Source organism: Salinivirga sp., from assembly GCF_035268865.1.
Lineage (GTDB): Bacteria > Bacteroidota > Bacteroidia > Bacteroidales > Salinivirgaceae > Salinivirga.
This window is the reverse complement of sequence record NZ_DATFKB010000139.1, coordinates 1-23,584: the sequence shown is the minus strand read 5'-3', so window position 1 is coordinate 23,584 and position 23,584 is coordinate 1. Positions and strand designations below refer to the sequence as shown.

The following is a 23,584-nucleotide window of genomic DNA, read 5'->3' as shown; positions in this document are numbered from 1 at the left end:
ATTTAGCAAAAAAAAACGGAAGGCAAGGCTCCTTCCGTTTTTTTATTGTCAGCTATGAGAAACTACTCTAGTTTAATAAAGCGCCTTGTATCAATTATTTTTTGGTTTTCTATAAGTTGAATTACATACAGTCCTGATTTGATATGACCTACCCGCATTGGAAACTTATATACTCCGGGTTCAATTAATTTTTGATCGATGATTTTACCTGTCGTATTGTAAATATTCATTGTACCGGTCGATTGTAGTTGATTTTTCAGAAGAATCATTATCTCGGCACTTGCAGGATTTGGATAAATAATAAAACCATCTTCTTCCTTCATGGAAATCAAATTATGAGCAATTCCATTCTGGCTCGATGCCGAATCGTCTGAAGTTCCCTGGTAAATCTCCTGTGTTGTTTCATCCTGTATGAATACCACGGCATTTATTTTTTCAGGGTCATATACATTTTCGAATTGCCATGAGAAACTTATTTGTTCAGTCTGGCCTGCATTCCAGTTTTGGGGGAGGTTTGTACCACCGGCATTGGGTAACATTTTTCTTAATACACTGAGAAATTCTGTTTCCCCGTTTTCTCCGGTAATCTCAGTTATCTCATTTTCAGTAATTAATACTTGTGCTGTTAGTTCATAATTAGTTAGTTCCTGCATTGATTTTATATCAGCAATTACTTCAATTTGATTTTCGGTTTTAATTGTTTCCAGCTCTATTTGAAAGAGTGGATCAAGCAGGGCTTGCTCATCAAGCTTTTGATGGTTATTGATCACTTGTGTAGTTGAAGTATGCATTATATTTCCATTTACTATAGCCCAGGGTACATCTGTTATGCCATAGTAAGTTGAACGGGCACTTGGATCTGAGGGGTTTTGGTCATTTAGTTCATCAAAATCCGGAAAACTGGTGTGATATTGAATATCAATGGCGTCAGTTGCTTTTTGAGCCATTAATGTGTTGAAGTCAGGGTTAACACTGGCACTTCCTGCAGAACCTGAATTTGTAAAAGATTCTACAATTACCTGCCTGGATCTTTCCCCGAGCCAAATGTCATCAAAAGCAAAGCCATCGGTATTTCCGCTATTATCAGATCCGAATGAAACCCTGAGTCTCACATTTTCTTTACCTGCTAATTCATCCAGTTTGTGGCGTACTTCTTTCCATGCGGTATCTATGCCTGTCCAACCGTAGCTACCCACATTATAACTTCCGCCGGGGTTACCCGGAAGACCAACACCGTTGTACCAGTTAATCACCTCATTAAGCCCTCCTATGTTAAACCAATCAGTTTCATTTACGATTTTGGCCTGTAAAACGGCACCATCCATATCTTCCTGAGTTGCACTCCAGATATTCATCTTTATCATTGGTTTATCCATGTTGCTGAAATCAAAGCATGGGCTCGTAATTGAAGATAGTTCATTGTTGTAGTAACTTCCTTTAAGGTTTGTACACCAACTATTTGTACCTGAAAAGGCCGAATTAATTATCACCCCTTCAGGAGCGCCAAACTCCCAGCTACTTGTTGGCATATTTACGTCGATGTTCCAACCGCCCTGTTGCGCCTCAAAATCTTGCAGGTATGGATAATTGCTCACATAAGGTCTTATATTCAGCGTTTTTATAAGTGAGTCCTGGCAGCCGAAGGCGCTATTCACATGTAAAGTGACATCATACGTGTTTATTTCACTGTAATTGTGGTTTGGATTAACTTCTGTGGAAGTACTTCCATCGCCAAACTCCCATAAAACCTGGGTTGTGTCATCCGATAGGTTTATGAATTGTGTTGAGCTGGTTCCTGCACATTCATTGTCCCAGGTAAAATCTATGCTTGGGCCTGAATTCAATTCAATTGATTTTGTAAGTGAATTGTTACATCCATCGATGGTGGTTACTTCAAGCATAATTTCTTTGTTGCCACCTGTTTCGTAATAGTGATTGGGGTTTTGTTCGGTAGATGTATTGCTGCCTGAAGCTATATCGTCAAAAATCCACGACCATGAGAGAATTTCTTCTTCAGATAGGGTAGTGTCGTAAAAGAATATGGTGTCGGTTACGCAATAGGAGGAAGTTGTAAAACCTACCTCCGGAAGCGCCGATACTTTAATTGTATCGAAAGCGGTATTTTGGCAGCCAAAGTTGTCTGTATAAGCATAAGATACGATACCTGCCTGCGTGGCTGAGTCGGGTCTGATGTCTGCTGTTCCGTCACCATTGTCGATCAGATTCAGGGCTGGTCCCTGGTAAGCAAATTCCCCGGGGTTATCGTTGGGGATTCCGGTAATTAATGAGGCCGGGCTGCCTTCACAATAAATATCGCTTAACCCGCTGAGGCTTACTGTGGGCAGTGAGCGTACCTGTAAATTAGCTGGTGGGTCGAGGTAAGCTACGCAGTTGTTTGTGTCGGTATAGGTATATGTGATTTGGTACGGCCCTCCAATTCCTGCAGAGTCAGGGTAGAAATAGGCTGCTCCGTCAAGAGAGTCGGCATCATATATTCCGTTTCCAAAGAAATACCCTTCGCCTGAAACAGAACCATTTACTTCTCCTCTGACGAGCACCGAATCGTCGTTTACACAATAACTTGAGGCAATTGTTTCAATGCTCAGCAAGGGTAATGCATTGATCTGGATTTCCCTGGTAAAGGAATTGGTACATCCATTGGCATCTGTGTAATTATAAGTAATATCGTTGGTTCCAATTAAACTTGTTGATGGTGTGAATGTGGCTGTATCTGTACCTGTAATATTGGGCCCTGTGAATGATCCTCCGAGGGGTTCTCCAATAATTTGAATTGGACTACCATTGGGGCAAAGCACAGAATCTGATTCAAAATTTACGGTTGGGAGAGGAGCAACCGTTACGTTTTGGCTATAGCTGTTTTCGCAGCCGTAATCGTCAATATAGCTATACGTTATGAATCCTGTATCGTTTATGTGATCAGGTCTGAAGTTGGCTGTTCCGTCGCCATAATTATTAAGGTCATTGGGGTTTCCTGCGTATATAAAAGAACCGTTGCTGTTTTGCGGTACGCCTGTAATTACTTCGTCGGGTGATCCTATGCAGTAAAGGTTTTCCAGGTTGTTGATAGATACAGTGGGTAATTCTCTCACTAAAACCGCTTCAGTGGAAGCAGCTACGCAGTTATTGGCATCTGTGTAGGTAAATGTAATATTAAATGGTCCACCAGTGCCGGCATCTGCAGGAATGAAATTTCCCAGCCCGTCATTTGCTGTATTATCGGTTATTCCTGCGCCTGAAAAGTTTCCGCTTCCGACAAAGCTACCGGCCACTTCTCCTCTTAATTCTACAGTATCGCCATTTATACAATAGTTTGCATCAATCGATTCAATGCCAACATTTGCTACCTGTGTAACTTCAAATTGATGATCATAAGTGTTTGTACAGCCGTTTGCATCAGTGAGGGTATAGCTTATCGTGTTTATTCCTGCAATAGAGGTGGTAGGTGTGAATGTAACAGGATTTGTTCCCGACAGGTTTGGTCCGGTAAAAGTTCCTCCAGAAGGTACACCTGTTAAACTTACAGGACTACCATTTTCACAATATTGAGGCTGAGCATTAAATGTTGGTGCTGGCAGGTCGTGCACTGTGGCAATGTTTATAGCAGTATCACTGCATACGGTTGATGCAATTGTGTAAATGTATTTAACGGTATCATTTCCAATGCCTGCCGTTACAGGATCAAAAATATTTATGTTTGTGATGCCATTCCCAGTAAAGCTTCCCCCGGCAGGGGAGCCATTAAGCTCTGTTGTATCTCCGTCGATGCAATAATTATCTTTGAGACCGCTAAAACTTGTGATGTTTTTGATTTGGTGAATTTTTGTTGTTCTTACAACATCGAAAAGCGTTCCGCCTTGATCAAATTTATAAGTAACCGTTACATCTCCCTTTGGAGCAGTAGTTGGATCGATAATGGCGGTTGTATCATCGATAGGTATAAGCCAGCTTTCTGATTCAAAGCCACAACCAGCGCATATGCTCGTTCCACCCTCTTCCGGCCGGCCAATAATTGTATCCGGTTGCGTATAATCGCAATAATATGGATCCAATCCAATAATTGATCCACCTGGTGGTACAACATTTACTGTGTTGGTGGCTGTATTCGAACAGATGTTGGCATCTGTAAATGTGTAACTAATGGTGTGTGTGCCCTCGCCAGCACTTGATGGATGAAATGTGCTGTCGCTTGCAATTATTCCGGGGCCAGAGAAGATTCCCCCGTAAGGAGTTGCTCCTCTGATGGTATCTGCAGGAGCATTATTGCTGTATGTTGATTGGGGCATAGAGAAAGAGACATCAGGTGAAGGATTAACGTTGATGTTTAGTGAATCCGGCTCTCCGGCACATTCTTTACTGTTGTAGGTAAACTTCGGGGTTACTTTTATTTTGGCGCTTACCAGTGTTGCGCCGATATTTTCTACAATAAAACTATTAATGTCATCATTACCAGGAGATAGAAGCCCAATTGCAGGTGTGTTATTGGTCCAGCTGAACGTTGTGCTGCCACCGGAATTGTTTGTGCTGAAATTGATATAGTTGGTGGATTCTCCGTTACAGAGTGTTTGGTCTGTTAGTGCATTTACCTGGCCATTGGGATTCACTGTAATATTGAAGGATTTAGTGGTACTATTACATGTTACACTGTTGTTTGTATATTCGGGGTAGACCGTTACGGTAGCTGTATTTGGGGTTGTGCCTGAGTTGTTGGCAGTAAATTCAGCAATATTTCCATTCCCGTTTGTTCCGAAACCTATATTATCTGTGCTTAACCAGCTGTAGGTGGTTGTTCCTCCGGTATTTGAAGTGCTAAATGCAATTTCGGGAATTGTTTCCAAATGACAAGCCACTTTGTCTGTTATATCATCGACCTGAGCCGATGGGTTTACTGTAATGGTTAAGCTTTTAGGGGTTGCGGCAGTGCAGCCTACTCCACTATTTATAAAAGTTGGTGTAACTTCAAGTGTGGCAATTTTAGGCGCGTTTCCATTATTTATAGCTGTAAAGGATTCAATATTGCTGGTGCCAGATGAAGCAATACCGATTGAATTGTCATTGTTGCTCCATGCATAACTGGTTGTGCCGCCACTATTAACGGTTAAAAAATTAATATCAACGGTATTGTTTGCATTACATACGGTTTGGTCTGTAACATCATTGACCTGCCCAATAGGGTTAACATCAAAGGTTATGGAGTCAGTGTTTACGCAACCGTCATTTGATGTCAATTCGTAATAATATTTCACAGTGACCGGACTGTTGGTTGAATTGGTCAGTGTTTCAGATATTGAAAGGTTTCCATTCGATGTTCCTTCATTGATACCTGAAATATCATCTCGATGCCATTCAAAAGAAATAACACTTTGGTTACTTGAAGGCGTGTAATTAAACTCTGTGCCGGAACAAATCGGATCTGGTGTTCTGGTGCTGGAGAGCTCGGGTAATGGATTTACTGATACAACAACATTTGATGTATGGGTTTTTGTTCCATCAGTTACTGTTACGTAGTAGGCTGTAGTTTCGGTAGGCGAAACGCTTAGGTTCTCGTTGTTTGGATAAGAACCTGATGGAATGGATGACCAGGCGTAGGAGTATGTTCCGGTGGCACCTGAAGGGTTAGCTTGCAGTGTGGTGCTTTCGCCTGGACAAATTTCTGCGTCTGTAGCTTGCGCATTTGAAAGTAAAGGTACATTGTTTACGGTTATTGGCGTTGTGTTGTCCGCATCTGTTGCTGTAGATGCATTGTTCCAGTTTTCTGTTGCGTTGATATTGTATGTTGTGCCATCGGAGGCTGCAGTACCTTCGAGGTCAAGCAGGTCATCTACACCGGATTTATCATCGCCCTCTAAATATAAAGTGAAACTTGTTGAATTGGTGACTTCCAAATCAGATGTTGATGGGCCAAGTGTGTAGGTGTTATTGTTAAAACCTTCAATTATAAAATGACTTACGTTAATGTCATCGTTTGAGGTTATATCAGATGCCAGGTTGGTGCATGTAAATACAAATTTACCTGAGTTGTAGTTATATTCTGCAGTGGTAATTTCGGGAGCTGCAAAGTTGGAAACAGTAATAGCAATACCATCCTGGTAATCAGAACCGCCTTCATTCCAAAGTGAGTCTACTATGAGCTCATAATCATCAGACGAGGATGATGTAGTGCCATTCTGATCAAGCAACCTATTCAGGTAGGCCCTGTCGATGCCTCCTATATCAAGGGTTCCTGATAAAGGCCCTGCATCTCCAACAGGAGTCGCATTGGTCAGGGTATAAGTTGTGCCATTGTACCCTTTAATGGTTATTTTGGTTGGAAATATATTTTCAGATCCACCGCTATTGAAACCAGAACCGTTTATGGTAAGTGCTCCTGTGTTAGAATCATATGCTGCATCTGAAATGGTTTGTGCCGAAAGGGTATTCCAAATGAGTAATCCGCTGATTATGAGTAGGAATATTTTCATAGTAGCTGTTTTTTATTTCATAATGCTTTATGACATTATGGGTGGTTTTTAGTTAATGCTGCTCCAGGTCTTTGTCAACCTTGATAAGCGTAATCATACTGTTTTCGCCGTGTGATGAGGCGCCGGTAAAAATGAAGCCTCCATCAGAGGTTTGCGTAAGAAAGTTGGCCCATTCTGCGGCCGTACTTCCATATGTTCTTTCCATTATCAGGTTACCCTGGTCATTGATGGATATCAGATATACATCATTACTCCCATTTCCATAGGAGTCTGTTTCTCCTGCAACCATGATATTTCCATCCATTTGTTGCACAATTGAGTTTCCTTTCTCGGTTTCTGTACCTCCGAAAGCCTTACTCCATTCTATGTCGTGAGTATTTGTAGTGGTTTTTACAACAAAAATGTCAGATTCACCAGTTCCAAAGCTATTGGTTGTGCCGGTAAAAATATATCCATCGCTGGTTTTGCATGCTGCACGCCCAAAATCATCCAATTCTCCACCAAAGGTACTACGGTCAATAGGAACTCCATTGGCATTCACCTCAAGCACAAGCATGTTAGTAGATGCTTGTCCGGGTTCTATAAAACTTTCACTGCTTCCGAACAGAATATATCCGCCATTGTGGCTGTGGCATATTGAGTGAGCTTCATCCAATTCTGAACCACCATATGTTTTTGACCAGAGGCTGTCGCCTGTAGCCGATATCTTAATGAGAAAGATGTCGTGCTGCCCGGCTGCATTGGTATAGCCGGTTAGCATATAGCCTCCATCGCTGGTTTCAATCACATCTTTTATTTGTTCGTTATTGGTGCTTCCGTAATTATTTTCCCAAAGTACATTTCCATTGCTGGAAATTTTGGCTACAAGTGCATTGGTATTATTGTTGGTTACAAGTGTCGTTGTACCGGCAACTAGTACCGATTGGTCTACTGATATGCAAAAAGATGAACCGTAATCGTTTAATGAATCACCTACTGTAACATGCCAGGTTATATCGCCGGTGCTGTTGGTTTTTAGCACATACATGTCGCTTAATTCATTTTCATCGGCCATGGAGCCAATTAATAGGTAACCTCCATCATGGGTTTGTAATACTTTTTGACCTTCATCAAGGTATGAGTCGCCATAAAGTCGCATGAATGAATCTTTATCTGCTGTATTGCCTGATTCATTTGTTTCACAGCTGATGGCAATGAATAGAATGAGTAAAAGCGTGATTATTTTTTGCATGCGGTTAATCATTTTTTTCTTTTTGGTTTATAAAGCATATACATATATCCTACACTAAAGGCATAGTTGTTCAGCCTCCGGTCGTCATCAATATAGTAGTAAATGTAATTCAGTTCAGCATTGCTGTATCTTTCATCTTCATTGACCTGATTTAATAAACCGTGGTAGTAACGGCTCGAGAGGAAGAAGTATCCCCGGGGTATTTTGTATCTCAGACCAATTTCGGCAAATAATGAGATATTGATTTTTTGCCTCATGTCGGTTAATTCGATATCGGTTCCTGAAACCGGTTGCTGTGTGTTTTGCACATAGGTTCTTTCCGGCGTTGCTGTAGCATTAATCAGGTACTCTGCAGAGAGCCCCAAGCTTATAAATGGGTGCCACTGTTTAATCGGATAAACAAATGATCCTGAAATGGGCAGGAAAATTTGATCCTGGTTTTCAGTAATGGTTAATTTACTGAAGTCAAGTGATTCCTCTGTATATTGAAATGTGTGTCTTAAAAATCCAAGTTCTGCATTCAGTTCAATGTTTTTATAAACAGGTCTGCTGAATTTTAAACCAAATTGGAAGCCGGGCGCATGATGTTCGTATGTGGTTTTGCTTGTGCTGCTGATGGTATACGGTTTTATAACCGCGATATTGGAGAAATTGATACCTCCATAAACGCCCAGCGATAAATAAGGAAGGGTTTCGAATTTTTTATAAAGGCTTAAAAATTCAGCTGGTTCGCTATTTTTATTGGGCATATATTCCGGGTTGAACCTCAGGAAATCAAGCATTTTTTGAGATGCCTGGTTCAGGTCCTGGTTAAACAAATGCGCATTGATAACGAGTTTGTAGGCCCGTATTTTTTCTTCTCTTGTGAAGCCTCTGTCAATACAACCAGCCAGCATTTCAGGTATATCTTCTATTCTGCCTTCATCATATGCTTTCTCTGCTTCTTTTAGCTTTTGTGTACATTGCTGCTGGGCAAAAACATTAGAGGAAATTGTTGTAAAAATGAGTATCAACATTACAACAGGCATGTAAAACCTTGATATTGTGCTGGTATTTTTATTTTGTGGTGCCATGCTGATTTATTGTTTATAGTGTTCAATAGTATTGATATACGGGATATCTTTTCCAACATAGGTTTCCCATTCTTTTTTTGTCATTTTACGCTGTATGTGTGGCAAGAGCTTGTTGGCCATTATTTTACAATCCAGGTCCCAGCGTTTAATATTTGAATCGACATAGGATGTAAATAGTTCATTGCTTTTGTCATTAAAGGTAAGCGCCATACCCCAGCTGCTATAATCTCTTATTACCAGAGGTGTTTTATCGAAATTTTGAGTTTGGTAAATGCGGGCTGTGCCGTCAAAAGCCACAGAAGCCAGGTATTTGTCATTCTGGCTAAAAGCTATATCGTTTATTCTGGCATTATGTGCATTGAGCTCTTTAATGAGCTCTGAATTATGCATTGTGAATATGGCAATTGACCCACTTTTACCGCCAAGGGCGAGCAAGCTGTCGTTTTTACTTATTGCTCCGGCATAAAAAGTGTTTGGACCGGTATAAAAGATGTCTTTTTGGTGATTTGTCAAATCCATTAAAACTGCAGCAGGCTGATTGGTAAGGTATAGCATACGTTTCATTTGGTTTGCCACTTTCAGATCCCAGATTTGGGCATTCTCGCGCACTTTTTTTTGTTCGCCGCTGTATATGTCATTGATAATTATTGTACTGTCAGTGCTTGATGATATAAGTGTTTGGTTGTCTGCAAAAGTCAACGCAGTAATGATATTTTTATGACGGTATAATAGTGAGTCTTCCTGGTTGCTCAGGTTGATAAGTTTAACTTCAAAATTATCGTCGGCAATGGCCATGAATTGCCCATTTGGGCTAAAAGCCACATCTCTGATGATTTCACCATTAGTATACATCGTTTCGGTGCCTTTGAGACTGTCTTCAATGTTCCATTGTAAGATTGATCCGTCGCTACCTGCGCTGTATAGGTTATGTTGGTTTTGTGGTTTAAACTTTAGAGCTCTCACAGCATCTTTATGGCCTCTGAAGGTATTGTATTCCGGGCTGTTTTTGGCTTTTATGGCATAATATAAACCATCATAAATATCTGGATTAAACTGTTCGCCGCCGTATTCTCTGTTGAATTGGTAGGCCTGATATGCTAATAGTGCTTTGAGGTTTTTTTTCTCTTCCATTTGTGCTGATTTAACAGCCATGGAGCGAGCAATAGAGAGCATGCGAAGTTCTTTGGTTCGCTCTTGTGCCTGTTCGGCTTTGTTTTTTTCTACAAGTGCTTCTTTCGACTTCTTGTCTGCAATCTGCCGTTGTTTTTGAGCTTCCTGGGTTTGCTTTGTAGCAATTTCTTTTTGCCTGGTTGCTTCTTTAAGGTTCGCTTCTGCTATTTTGCGTTGCATTTCTGCAATTTTAGTTTGCTCGCGCGCTTCTTTCTCGCTTTTTAAAGCAATTTCGCGTTGTTCCTCAGCTTCCTGTTCATTTTTCAGGGCAAGTTCTTTTTGTGTTTCAGCTTCTTTGCGCTGTTTTTCAGCCTCCTCTTTTTGCTGCTCGGCAATAATGCGCTGTTTGTTCGATTCGGCCTGCATGGTAATGGCATACACCATAAAACCCAGTGAAATAATTGCCGCTGAACCAAGTACTATCGCGAATATGCGTGATCGTCTAAGGGCTTTCTTCTGTAATCGAATTTTGTTTTCTTCTTCGGCAAGATGTGCTTTTTCACTCGTTTCGAGGTAAACCATTGCTCGCTCGAATGCCGGAGAAAAGCGCTTGGCCCACGTTAGGGTGGGTTGTTTCTCTTTACGCCAGTTAAGGGCCAGCTGCAAATCAGGTGGACGCCACAGTCCGATTTTACCCTCCTGGTACATGGCAGCCGCTTCCGAAAGTCTCATGTACATTTGAATGGCCATGGCTTCTTCATCCACCCAAACTTTTAGTTTATCCCAAATGCGCATTAAGCTTTCATGCGAAATATCGATGATAGATTCGGACTTGAGTGTTTTGTCGGCTGAGGTTAAGAATGAGCGTCCTGAAGCTCTGAAATGTTCAATAATTTTTATCACCGTTGCTTCATCGCTATTGGCAATGGAGGCTATTTCTTCTACACTGGATGGGTGTCGTATTCCTCTGTTGTCATTTCCTCTTTCAGTTAAGGTTTTGAACATGTTTTCACATATCACCTTTTCCTCCGGCGACAGCTCATTAAAGGCTTCGTTGGCATGATTGGAAAGTGCTTTTTCCATACGGCCAATAGAATCGTAATGCACTACATCCAGCTCTTCTTTTCCTCCGGAATGTTTTATCCAGAAATCCCAGGTACGCATTAGCGCGTGTTGAAGAATTGGGAGTTGGTCAGGGTTATCGCCAAGGTCGTTCAGAAGCTCGTTCACGAGTTTCTCTGAAATTTTTCCGCCACCCACGGCAATCGGCCCTTTAATAGCCAGCCTGAAATTATCCCTGTTCATTTGCGGAATAAGGTAATGGCTGGTATTGATCATGTCGGTAAGCTCCTGATATTGTGCACACTCACCAATAAAATCTGAGCGCATAGTCATTACTACATAAATGGGCACATGTGATTGTTTGATGGCATTCATTATCAGCCTTACATATGCAAATGACTCATTTACGGCATTTTCATTTCCAAACTTTTTTCTAAACCTGAAAAGCTCTTCAAATTGATCAGCCAGTATGAGGTAGTTCTGATCATCATGGCTTTGGGTTTGTTTTATTGCTTCAACCAACCCGTTTGAGCTACTTTCCAATATGGCTCTTATGAGCTTGGGATTATAGCCCGTGTCTGAATTATCTTCGCTTGACTGGGCGGCAATTTCTTTGGCCAGGTTTCCAATAGGGTCGTTGCCCGGGCGAGATAAAATAATTTTCCATTTTGAGCCTGCTTCGGTGATGAAGCCTCCGTATAAAATAGGTACAACCCCGCAATACATAAGCGAAGATTTCCCACTTCCGGAAGATCCCACAACCGCTACAAATCTGTTCTGCGATAAATTGCTCAATACTTCCTCACTTTGACCTTCACGTCCAAAGAACAGATGACTCTCAGACGTGGTAAATGGCCTTAGCCCCGGAAAGGGATTGAACATTTTGTTGTTGTTGGAATTAGAACTCATATGCTATAATTCAGTGTTGCTAATCAAATCATTGGCTAAAGTATCAAGTGCTTGTTTGTTATTTTCTACAATCTTAAATTCTTTTTTTAGGGAGCTCTCCGGTTTGTCGCCCGGCTCCACAAGCAATATTCTGTTTGCAATTGGTTTATTCCTACCCAGGCCGGTGGCTTTTATAATATCTTTTTTCTTGCTTTCGAGCCAGTCAGAATGTTCCTTGTTGAATAGCAGTATTACGCTATTGCAAATAATCAGGCTTTGCCAGTGATGAAACAGAAGCTCTTTTTTGTGCTCTGCAATTAGCGGATCAATGACGTTCAGATCTTTTTGTTTAAGTTGTTGTTTTAAACTCGCTGCATCTTTTCCCTGACTTTGATGGTAAATGAGGTAAACTTTGTGTTGTTTACTTTCATCTGCATGATTTGATTTTGCTTTCTTTTTTACTCTGTGTAATAAAATATCCTTAAAAGTCTCTATAGGCATTTGTACTATTTCTGCCCCTTGCAAAGCCGTATTGTCTCTTTTAAGTTTTTCTATAAGTAAGCGTTGGTTTTCATCCTTAATAAGCAAGTCTTCAGGAATCCAGATTAGGCGGTTTGTTTTTTTATTTTTTTGACAGAAATCAGAAGCTATGTTGTTTTGTAGGGTTATGATGTCGTGGCCATTAACTTTTTGGGCCTTTTCGCCACCAACAATATGAACAATAATGTCGGCCTGTTTGCATGCTTCTTCAAACTGCACTTCGATATTGTTTTTTAAGCCGTCTGGAAAAGGTGAGATGGCGCTGTAACCATTATGTTGTAGTTCACGAATTATAGAATCCCTGGCGTCTTGCAGATCTGGGCCGGTTTCGGCTATCAGCACCTTTTTGTCTACTGCTGGTTTTGTATAGCAATCAGGACAAATGCTCATTGAGAAATCTACCAGCTTTAACCAGAAAGATTTTTCTGAAACGTAATCATCTTGATTATTAAGATCAACCTTGCCAAATGGGTTTTCCAGGTCAAAGTTGTAAACACTACTTTTTAAATCTTTGTTTTGGGAGATTTCAGGTTTGTCGGTAAAATTAAGTTGATAAACGGTTGTGCCCGGGTCATTGGCTCTTTTGTAAAACAGGTCAAGTTCTTCACGCACGCCTTTGTCCTCGAAATAGTCAGATGAAACGACCATTAAAATTATGTTTGCCTTATTGATAAACGGAGTTTTGTTTTGATCAAAACTGGTGGCAATTTCAACCGGTTTACCCATATAGTTTTCTATCAGTAAGCGGATTGTATTGGAGAACTTTCTAATCCAGTTTTCAGAAACCAATTCACTGTGGGTAGCGCAACTCACAAATATTTTTTGTGATTCCATAATTTGTTGTTTTACAATTTTAATCCAACTACCAGAATATCATCTACCTGTTCTTCGTCTTTCATCCAGTTTTTGATGGTGATATCTATCTCTTTACGCTGTTGTTCCAGGGGTAGTTCGTGCACTTCCAGCAATAACTTTCTGAAGTTTTTAGCAAGGAATTTTCGGCCTTCCGGACCACCAAATTGATCTTGATATCCATCAGAAAACATGTATATGATGTCTCCGTTCCTGACATCAATTTCATGGTTAGTAAACGGGTGTTCTTTTCTGTAAATGCCAATAGGCATTCGATCTGCTTTTATTAGCTCTATTTCCTTATCTCTGATCAGCACAATTGAATTGTTGGCTCCTGCACAAAGCAGTTTTTTCTTTTCTGGGGCATAAATGCAAAGACTCAGATCAATACCATCCTTTTGCTCTTTTTCTTTTCCAGTTTGTCTGAGCGATTTCTTGATATATTTTCTCAGGCGATCGAGTATTTTGGCAGCATCATCACTGCTGTCGGCTGTCACTATTTCGTTAAGTGATGATATGCCAAGGAGGCTCATAAATGCTCCGGGTACGCCATGGCCTGTGCAATCGGCAGCAACAAATATGCGTTTATCCTCTATACTTCTTGTCCAGTAAAAATCACCACTTACAATATCTTTGGGCTTAAAGAGTACAAAGGAGTCGGGAAAGCTATCCAAAAGTACTTTTTCCGGTGGAAGCAATGCTTTTTGAATTTGCTCGGCATATTTAATACTATCGGTAATGTGTAAGTTTTGTTCTTCAATTTTCTTATAGGCAAGCTCAATGCGTTGATTTTTATCTGCAAGAGAGTCGCGCTGGGCTGTAATTTCTTCTTTTTGCTGTTCAATTTCTTTTGTTCGGTCAGCCACTTTCTGTTCAAGTACATTGTAGTACTCTTCAATGCGCTCAATCATGCGGTTAAAGTGTTTTGAAAGCGTAGCTATTTCATTGCTACCTTCAATAAGGGCCCTGTCGGTAAGGTCACCTTTGGCAATGCGATTAACATTTGCTACAAGGCGCTTAATTGGACTGGTTATTACTCTGGTTTTGTAATAAATAATAATGATAACAAGCAATATGGTGACCAATGAGATGCTTATGGATTTAATAAGTTCATTAGATAAAATTTGTTTGTCGCGACTCCGATCCGATACAATCCTTATAACTGATTTTTTATACAGGTCGGTGTTTTCCCTTTCCATGTATATGTATTCGTAATACAGTGCCGCAGTGTCGGTTGGCACTTTAATGGTATTGGTATCTTTTGATGCGAATGTTTTACTCAACATTATGGAATCCCGGGAGCTGATGGTATTATTGGTCAGTGAAAAAGGTTTTTCTTCACTTATAAAAAGATCAACTGAAATGATATTGGCTTCTTTTTCAGCAATGGTTTCCAGGATATTCTGAATTCGGTTAATGAGCTTATCAGCTTTTGGCGAGTAGGAGCCTAATTCAATTATGTAGTTATTATCCAGCGTTGGATGATAGGTGAATTTTTTTAATCGTTTTGTAGAGGCTTCAATTGCAAATCGTTCACTGACAAATTCTCCCTCTTCAAATATTTTTAAAAGATATTGTTTGTGCTCTTCACCGAAGTCGAAAAAATTCAGGTTCAAGTCTTTTTCAAAAGTTGTATTGACTACGATGCCCTGCTTGTTTATGATATAAATATCGTAGTAGTTTGGGTCCATACCAAGCTCTTTGCGAATGGTTTTTAAATTTGCCTCTTCTATTTTTTTTGTGTCGGGAAAGTATTCTTCCACCAGTTTATAGCTGTATTTTTTCAGATTTTGATTCTTTTGTTCCTCAATGGCCTCCAAACCCACATCCTGAAGTTCCATGATGTGCTTTATCTCATTGGAGATGATGTAGTTTTTTGTTTGGTTTGCATCGTGAAGAATTGTTTGAGTCTGGTAGTAGTTTAGGCTGGCTAGCGCAACCAAAGCAACAACAACCGGAAATATTACATTCAATATCAGTTGCTTAAATATTGTCGTGTAACGTCTTCTTTTTTTGTTAGTTTTATTGTCCATGTTTTTTAAATAATTCTTGATATTAATGATGATTGTGACTCCTGACTTGTCATATATCTGTTTGCAAGTATAAAAGGAACATAAAGCACAATTGTACGGGCTTTTGCCTTAATTTTTAGTTCGTTTAGATCACCATGATCATGCGTTGCGATTACATCACCCTGATAATATTGTGTTTTGATATCGTTCTTTTGGGTTTCTACGGTTCCGCTAATGACGATAATAAAGTCGAGTTTGGGGCTTTCAAATTTTAACTCATCATTTTCTTTTAATGGGTAAACCGCAGATAGTTCAATTAGATTGCTCACCTCATTGCTGCTCAGATTTTTAAATATTTCAAAATCTTTTGACTGGTTAATTATTTCATAAATGGTTTGATTAGTTTTCTTCATTACTGTTTTTTCAAGCTCAAGTCTGTCCTGACGGTCCAGCCTCTGCAGTAGTTCATGATACTTATTTTTGTCAGAGTTTGCCAGCGTTTTAATGGCCAATTGGTTTAACAGGATATCGCTATTAAAGACCTGGGCTATTGTGGTTGCACTGGCTGCAATTTCTTTTCCCCATAGCGAATTCAGTGCACATGCTTTTGTATATCTGGAAATGAAATTGATATCCCGGTTTATGATATCGAGTACCAGGCTTTCTTCTGATATTCTGTTCAAAGGAAATTGATCCTGGAATCTTCTGACTTTCTCGCTCTCCGAAATATCTTCGAAAAGAGTGAATAATAGTGGTTTTATCTCTTCATCAGCAAATAAATCAAGCAGTTCAATTGCATAACTGATACTTTCTGAGGTAGCCTGATCGAGATTCTGCCTTACATGGGCCAGCGATTGTTTATTATAAATTATTTCGAGTATTGTGTGAATTTCTGTTTCCACGGTTTTTTTCTCCGCTTCAAAAGCATTAATCAGTGATGTGCCATGTCTAGATACAGAGAGATTTATGCTGATATTCATGTTCCAGGCTATTACCCTGATTTGTTCCTTTAGCAGATCAATCAGTTTTTGTTTTTCAGTCTCGTTTCTTGGTTTGTAGTTAATTTTAATAAGGGCGTTCAGGGTTTGTTTAATAATCTCCTGGTTGGTGAGCTCTAATTTATTAATCAGGTAATTGGTCGCCTTTTTACCAATTGACTCAAATAATTCAATAATTTGAAGTTGTATGTATTGGTCAAGGCCAGATTTATAGAAAAACTGTTCAAGTTCGTCTAGAGCATCTTTTCCATATTTTTTCAAGGCTTCAAAACAATGAAGATTGTATTGATCTATTGCCAGCAAGTCAATAATTACGGCCCGGCTATTGGGTTCTTTTAGTTTCGCGGCTGCTTCTATTGCTGCAATTCTTACCTTAGGAGAATAGTCGCGTAATAAAATAATAATGTATCTTGCCAGAGTTGGGGTTTCTGAGTGCGCTATAATGCGAGCAGCTTTTATCCTTTCTTCAGGATAGGCTGATTCGACAAGTGCTTTGATTTTAGCCTCGTTTTTGTATAACTCTAGCATTTCTTCAAGGTTACCTGCAATATGGGTTGCCTTTTGGCCTAACTTTTGGTCTTTTGTATTGGTTGCAAATTTTTTAAGGTCAGGAATAAGCTCAAATACAATATTATCGTCAATGTCGGACAAAATCCAATCTTGCAGATCCTGATCATTTGACAACAAGCATTTTCTGTAATAACCAGTTAGTTCAGTTGGCGCTGATTCTTTAATTAATTGTAGTTTTTTTCTTTTGCCTTCTTTTGTTTTACCCTCATAATTTAAGAGGTCCTGGTTTATTTTTTCAGCTTTTTTCTGAACTATGGTTTCGGTCTCGGTCTCAAGGGTTGCCCCCAATGAGGCTCTGTATTGTTTGTAAACAAAATAGGCAATGGTAGCCCAGGCTCCAACAATAGCAATTAGAAGGTAGGCATGATGTATTACATTAAAGACACCGAGGGCTCCCATTACGAAAAGCACAAGTCCTGCCAGTACGGCAGCACTTTCATTTACCATGCCGTCAATGGCTACCTGCACTTTGTATCTGATCGATTTGTCAAGCGATTGATAAAGAATTTTTTGTGAGGGGGTCTCAATAGCATTTTTTAATGAAACTGAGAATAGTCTTCCCAGTGCCACAAAGAGGAAAAATAAAACGAAACTTGTTGATTCGGGGGAAATGCCAAAGAATTCTCCGGCAGCAATACCAAGTAATACAAAAAGTCCTAATAAAAGTGGTGGTAGCAACAAGCTTACCTTTAGACCATAGTTCTTTGTGATTTTATCATATGCAAAAGTTTTAATCAGAATTGTGAAGATCATGAGCGTACCTGTAAACATGCCAAGGAAAACGGTGTATTCCCTGTCGCCCGGGTATAACATTTTGGTTGTAGGCAGGAAAATATAGAACATGAAAAACGCAGCCAGCACCGAGAAAGCGACATAAAATGTCATGGATCTGATATATCGATTACGAAACAAGTCTGCCACCATCAGTTTTTTTTCAGCCTTTTCGATATTATGTTGTTGATCGAGGTTAAACTTGCGAACAATGACCATTTGAATAATAAATGCCAAAAATACACTGATAGCGCTGATGAAAAGTAAATCCTTGCTTGTATTGAGTATGTTCAACAGCACAGGCACGAGGAAACTAATCAGAATCATACCAAAGATCTGACCTGCGTCAATTAATCCAAAAAGTCTTTTTCCCTGCCTTAATGTAAACAGGCGCCCTGCCATTCCCCAAAAACCTATTACTCCGAGCAGATTTAAGGGTCCCATTAAAATGAAAGCAGTGAAAATTAATCCTTCGCTTTCGCTGAGGTAGAAGGAGCTACGAAGCAAAAAAGTAATGATCGAAATTGTTAGCAGGTTAAGAATAATAAGCTTTGAGAATTTCCATACGGATTGCAAGCGATAGTATACTGCAGAGAGAGCAAAACCAAGAATACCAGATACAAGAAATGCTCTCGAAATCATTGACTCTCCAAAGGTGTTGATGAATAGCGAGGTGGTGGATATATCGAATAGCGCCAGAAAAACTCCTAGAAAGACAGTTTGGCCAAGGAGCAAAAATACGGCTGTTCGCTCCTCAGGCCTAATATTGAGTATTCTTGATATGTTAGAAATAACAGACATTATTCTTTTTGTGTATGGTATTTTTTATTTGGATCGATATCGAGGTATTTTGATAAAAATTTCACTCCGATGTAAAATGGAATTGTATCGAGCAGGGCTGACAATAATTTGAATATGTACCCTGATACAATAAGCACAAGTAAAGTATGGTAAATGCTGTCTTCTTTTATTTCTATGGCTTTTGCATAATAGTATGTGATTAATGTTACCGAGATACTATCTACAAGTTGGCTGACAAGTGTAGAGCCGTTATTTCTTAACCACAGGTGTTTGCCTTTGGTGAGTTTTTTAAGGAAGTGAAAGATGTGAACATCAACAAACTGTGCCGTTAAATAGGCAATCATTGAGGCTAATGTAGCACCGAAAGTGAGCCTTCTGATTTCATAAAAAGCATAACTGGGGTCATCCATTGAAGGCACCACTGCACCCGGCTCCATTTCGGGAACTATGGGCAATGCTCCGCCAATCCACATAATAAAAAGTACCCAAATATTAATCAACAAACCAGTGATTACAACGGCCCTTGCACGTTCTTTTCCATAAAGTTCACTAATAAAGTCAGTACACAGGAAAGTAATCGGGTAGGGGAGTATGCCCACAAAAAGGTACACCGGTACTTTGAAGTCTAAGAATGTAAAAGACAGATCAAGTTGCCTGGAAATGCCGAGTATATTTAACATAGCAAGTGTTCCAAGAAATAATCCTGCTAACACGATAAAAACAACTTCACGACGACGGCTATATTTATCCGTTAATTCGTAAGATTCAAACATAGGCTAATGCAGTAATAACACCAAATTTATGAAAATTTACATAAAGTGTCTGTATTTTAGGCAATTATATTGGTATTGCCCGCTACTCTTTGTTGGGTTGCATATTGTGTTAATATTCAGTGATTTGAAAGTGCGTTTGTTGTTGTATACTTTTGTTAAAGATCTGTTAACGCTGTTTTGCAGGTATTTAAAATCTTCCCATAAGTTTCTCGGCTTTTATTCTGCTTTGCCTTGCTTTTTTGTATATTCGTCCTTCCCAAAAGGCTTATTATGGAAGACACCTACAGACATAAAGGTATGCGAAATCAGCTGGTAAAACAGATTGCCCATAAGGGTATTTCTGATGAAAAGGTACTGGAAGCTGTGCGTGCAGTGCCCCGGCACATTTTCTTTGATTCGGCATTTACCGAGCATGCTTATGATGATAAGCCCTTCCCCATTGGGTCGGGTCAGACCATATCGCAGCCTTTTACCGTTGCATTCCAAACTCAGTTACTTGATGTGAAACCGGGCGACAAAATTCTTGAAATTGGCACCGGCTCAGGCTACCAGGCGGCTATTTTGGCTGCTATGCGTGCAAGGGTTTATACCATTGAACGCCACCGTGATTTATATAAAAAATCTCAACAGATAATTGATAAAATGGGATATAAGCGTATTCAGTTTTTCCTGGGAGATGGATACGAAGGGAAAGAGGCTTACAGCCCATACGATAAAATAATAATTACCTGTGGAGCACCATTTATGCCCGAAAAAGTTTTGGATCAGTTAAAGCCGGGCGGTTATATTGTTGCCCCTATAGGAGAAGGGAGTATACAGGAAATGCAGAGATGGGAGAAGCAGGAAGATGGTGAATTTGTAAAATCAAGCTATGGAAACTTTTCATTTGTCCCAATGATCAAAGGAAAGCATTAAATTTAAAACTGTTTAATAGCACTCGGGCTCTATTTTAATTAGTTTTCATTGGTAATTACAATTCTGTCTACTATTTTTGAAATGTAATTTTTAAAGCAAATTAGGCTGAGATGCCTTATTTTTTCGCCCCGATTGCAAACGTTTGAAATTATCGATCAATAATTATAAAACTACATCCCATGAGAGATTGTGAAATTTCCCTGAATCCCAACAAGCTGGTAAGATACCTCAAAAAACCCGCTTGTGAGTTTACCAAGAATGATATCATTCAGTTTGTGGAGGATAATGAAATTGAAATGATCAATTTCCGATATATTGCCGAAGACGGACGTTTAAAAACTTTAACATTCGTAATAACCGGTAAAGAGCATCTTGACTCCATACTCACTTCAGGCGAGCGCGTTGATGGTAGCTCCTTATTCTCTTTTGTAGAGGCAGGATCATCAGATTTATATGTTGTTCCACGTTATAAAACGGCATTTGTAAATCCATTTAGTGACCGACCGAGTCTTGATATTTTATGCGCCTTTTATACCAATGAGGGCAGACCACTTGAAAGTGCACCAGAATATATCTTAAAGAAAGCTCAGGCATCTTTCAAGGAGAAAACAGGATATACCTTCCGCGCCATGGGCGAACTGGAGTACTATCTCATTATGCCTAAAGAAATGGGTAATTTATATCCTGCACGCGATCAGGCAGGTTATCACGAGTCAGGCCCTTTTAGTAATTTCCAGGCGTTTAAAGACGAGGCACTGGAATTAATCGCCATGGCTGGTGGTAAAATAAAATATGCGCACTCCGAAGTTGGTAATTTTACCGACGATAAAAATATATACGAACAACAGGAAATTGAATTCCTGCCTGTACCTGCTGAAGATGCAGTGGACCAAATGGTAGTGGCTAAATGGATTCTCCGCATGCTGGCAGATGAATATGGTTTATTGCTCAGCTTTGCTCCAAAAATTACTGTTGGAAAGGCGGGTAGTGGGCTGCATATCCATATGATGCTTGAAAAAGACGGTCAAAATATGATGGTTGAAGATGGCAAGCTTAGTGATGATGCACGTAAGATGATAGCCGGAATACTTGATTTGGCTGAGCCTTTGACAGCTTTTGGCAATACCATACCAACATCATATTTGCGTTTGGTTCCACACCAGGAAGCTCCTACAAATATTTGCTGGGGAGATCGCAATCGTTCAGTTCTCGTAAGGGTGCCACTTGGATGGCTTGGTGAAGCGAATAAAATGGCTGCACTGGAGAACCCACAGGATAAAAACCTAAAGGCCGTTAATGAAGTGAAGCAAACCGTTGAGTTGCGTTCCGGAGATGGTTCTGCCGATTTATACCATTTTGTAGCAGGCATAATCGTGGCTGCACAGCATGGTCTGGAGATGAAAGATGGATTGAAAGTTGCCGAGGAGCTTTATATGGATGTGAATATATTTGATGAGGAGCACAAAGATAAACTTGAGCAACTTAAAGGTTTACCTACCTCATGCTACGAATCTGCCGATAAACTTGAAGCTACAAGGTCGCTGTTTGAGGCAAATGGCATCTTTCCAGCAGGCGTGATTGATCGATTTGTAGATCATCTCAAAGCATACGAGGATAAAGACCTGAGCGAACGCCTGTATGGTAAAAATGAGGAATTAGCCAAACTTGTCGACAATTACATTCATCACATGTAATTCAATATAAAAGGCCGATCAAATTATACTTTCAATAACAGCACTTTCGGTTTATGCCGGAGGTGCTATTATTTTTTTGTACAAACCGCGTCAGTAGTTTTTAGCCAGAAATGTACCTGTTGCTCATAACCGGGCAAAAATGTTGTGACTGCATCCGCAAAGTCTTCGTATTGCGTTATTGCGTCAGTTAGAACTTGTTTTATGAATATTTCAAACTTTTCTTCACCCATTTTGAGGTACAAATCATAAAGGAAAAGTCTTACACGGTCGTTAAGAATAAAGCGGTCTTTATAATTTCCAATTTCATCTGCCTGAATGGCAAGTATCGGTTTTTCTTCAGGAAGCTCATTATTCCAGCGGTCTTTTCCTGTATTCTGCTTTTCCACATAAGCAGACTTAATTTTTTTCATATATGCTTTTAGACTGAACTCCTTTTCGGGCAACAACTGATCAAGCGCATAGAGATGGAAAAAGCCCGGAAACCCTTCAATTATAAAGGCATACATGGGATTTGATTTCTGTACAGGCATATGCACGTAGTCGTGAACCAATTCATGAGCTATGGTTGCCCTGGCCGATAATGCGGTATTAAAATTCTTTATTACCTCAGTGGTTATACCAATCATGTTACCTGCTGATATGTTGCCATATTCAGGCATTTCTACAAGGTGAATTTTTTGATTCTGATCTGGTTCCTGATAAGTATTTGAGTAAAAATTCTGTAGTGAGTCGATAAATGCAATTACACGTGATTTATTTTTGCCGTCGGTTTGGTGATAAAATTTTATATGCTTTTTCGTTGTTGTCTGAAAAGGTGCAGCCACACATTGAATGTTTTTAATATTCTTGTAACCAGGGTTCCAGGTAGAAATGCGTTTGCTGTTATTAATTTTCTCTTCAAGTTGTTGGCCGTTGAGGACACATGAAAACTTTTCGGGAACAATAACTGAAATGCGCTTAAAATTGGTAGTGTAAGCATCTTCATTTGATGAAATAAAAACAGGAAACCACAATGAATATCCATAACCACGCAGAAAAACTCCGCTGTTTTTATCTATTTGCATATAATCCGATAGACTGCGCACTTTAGAGGGATGGAAAAAACCGGAATAGTAAACAATGAGTTCGGAGTTTTTGAATGACCGGGTGGGTTCTAATTTTACTTTTAACGCAAGACCATTATAGTTATAACGGTATGGAACTTTTTCCGTTTGATACTTAATTGTCTCTCCTTTGTGCATTATAGAATCTATACGTAATTCACTATGTAAGTAGAATGCCTGTATTTGTGAGTCAGCATTTAACCTGATGCGAGCGCGGGCATTCATAAAATGCTTGTTCGAAACACTGTAGCTATAAAGCGCTGCCTTTTGTGGAAAAAATTCTACCGAAAGGTTCATTTCCATTGCGGGTTGTGCGTGGCTGATTTGTATACATAAAAGCAGAATCGAAGTTATTAGTAACTTTTTATACATCATTAAGGTTTTAATGGTTTTTGTACGATGACGTATAAAAATCGGTTGGTGCTGCATAAATTAGGTTTTTATGCCATAAAAAAAGCTGCCCTGAAAAGAGCAGCTTTAATGAATGATATCTCTATGGGTTGATTACATCATTCCGGGCATGCCTCCGCCCATGCCGCCCATACCACCGCCAGCGGCAGCAGCTGCAGCAGCAGCATCAGCTTCATCGTCTTTTTCTTCTACCATTACGGCCTCTGTTGTGAGGAACATACCGGCAATTGATGATGCGTTTTCAAGTGCAATACGTGTTACTTTGGTAGGATCAATAACGCCGCTTTCGAGTAGGTTCTGA

Annotated in this window: 11 protein-coding genes and 1 pseudogene; 2 read left to right on the top strand and 10 right to left on the bottom strand. The window is 39.8% G+C overall.

All coding sequences use genetic code 11. The features are described from left to right. Positions 1 to 62: 62 nt before the first annotated feature. From VJ937_RS08505 to VJ937_RS08470, 8 genes are read right to left on the bottom strand one after another with little or no spacing between them, the layout of a single operon-like run. The gene (locus tag VJ937_RS08505; RefSeq protein WP_324066472.1) at positions 63 to 6,479 is read right to left on the bottom strand and encodes a PKD domain-containing protein; all 6,417 of its coding nucleotides are present in this window, start codon (positions 6,477 to 6,479) and stop codon (positions 63 to 65) included. Positions 6,480 to 6,531: 52 nt separating this feature from the next. After that, on the bottom strand, positions 6,532 to 7,710 hold the full coding sequence (locus tag VJ937_RS08500) for a hypothetical protein (protein WP_324066471.1): 1,179 nt from the start codon (positions 7,708 to 7,710) through the stop codon (positions 6,532 to 6,534). Between the two features lie 8 nt (positions 7,711 to 7,718). Next, positions 7,719 to 8,783: an outer membrane beta-barrel protein gene (locus VJ937_RS08495; RefSeq protein WP_324066470.1), complete on the bottom strand. Its 1,065-nt coding sequence runs from the start codon at positions 8,781 to 8,783 to the stop codon at positions 7,719 to 7,721. A gap of 6 nt (positions 8,784 to 8,789) precedes the next feature. After that, positions 8,790 to 11,864: a hypothetical protein gene (locus VJ937_RS08490; RefSeq protein WP_324066469.1), complete on the bottom strand. Its 3,075-nt coding sequence runs from the start codon at positions 11,862 to 11,864 to the stop codon at positions 8,790 to 8,792. Positions 11,865 to 11,867: 3 nt separating this feature from the next. After that, positions 11,868 to 13,217: a hypothetical protein gene (locus tag VJ937_RS08485; RefSeq protein WP_324066468.1), complete on the bottom strand. Its 1,350-nt coding sequence runs from the start codon at positions 13,215 to 13,217 to the stop codon at positions 11,868 to 11,870. A gap of 11 nt (positions 13,218 to 13,228) precedes the next feature. Next, on the bottom strand, positions 13,229 to 15,268 hold the full coding sequence (locus VJ937_RS08480; protein WP_324066467.1) for a SpoIIE family protein phosphatase: 2,040 nt from the start codon (positions 15,266 to 15,268) through the stop codon (positions 13,229 to 13,231). A gap of 5 nt (positions 15,269 to 15,273) precedes the next feature. After that, positions 15,274 to 18,387: a HEAT repeat domain-containing protein gene (locus tag VJ937_RS08475; RefSeq protein WP_324066466.1), complete on the bottom strand. Its 3,114-nt coding sequence runs from the start codon at positions 18,385 to 18,387 to the stop codon at positions 15,274 to 15,276. Next, entirely contained in the window at positions 18,387 to 19,160 is a 774-nt protein-coding gene (locus tag VJ937_RS08470; RefSeq protein WP_324066465.1) for a queuosine precursor transporter, read from the bottom strand. The genes VJ937_RS08475 and VJ937_RS08470 overlap by 1 nt, the downstream gene beginning before the upstream one ends. Positions 19,161 to 19,430: 270 nt before the next feature. Between VJ937_RS08470 and VJ937_RS08465 the strand changes: the two genes are divergently transcribed. Then, the gene (locus VJ937_RS08465; protein ID WP_324066464.1) at positions 19,431 to 20,075 is read left to right on the top strand and encodes a protein-L-isoaspartate(D-aspartate) O-methyltransferase; all 645 of its coding nucleotides are present in this window, start codon (positions 19,431 to 19,433) and stop codon (positions 20,073 to 20,075) included. A gap of 179 nt (positions 20,076 to 20,254) precedes the next feature. After that, positions 20,255 to 21,769: a glutamine synthetase family protein gene (locus VJ937_RS08460; RefSeq protein WP_324066463.1), complete on the top strand. Its 1,515-nt coding sequence runs from the start codon at positions 20,255 to 20,257 to the stop codon at positions 21,767 to 21,769. Between the two features lie 68 nt (positions 21,770 to 21,837). On the opposite strand, the gene VJ937_RS08455 is transcribed toward VJ937_RS08460, so the two are convergent. Both VJ937_RS08455 and groEL read right to left on the bottom strand, forming a co-directional pair. Beyond that, positions 21,838 to 23,301: a hypothetical protein gene (locus VJ937_RS08455; protein WP_324066462.1), complete on the bottom strand. Its 1,464-nt coding sequence runs from the start codon at positions 23,299 to 23,301 to the stop codon at positions 21,838 to 21,840. Positions 23,302 to 23,376: 75 nt separating this feature from the next. Beyond that, positions 23,377 to 23,584 (bottom strand): annotated as a pseudogene (gene groEL, locus VJ937_RS08450) (chaperonin GroEL); the annotation flags it as partial.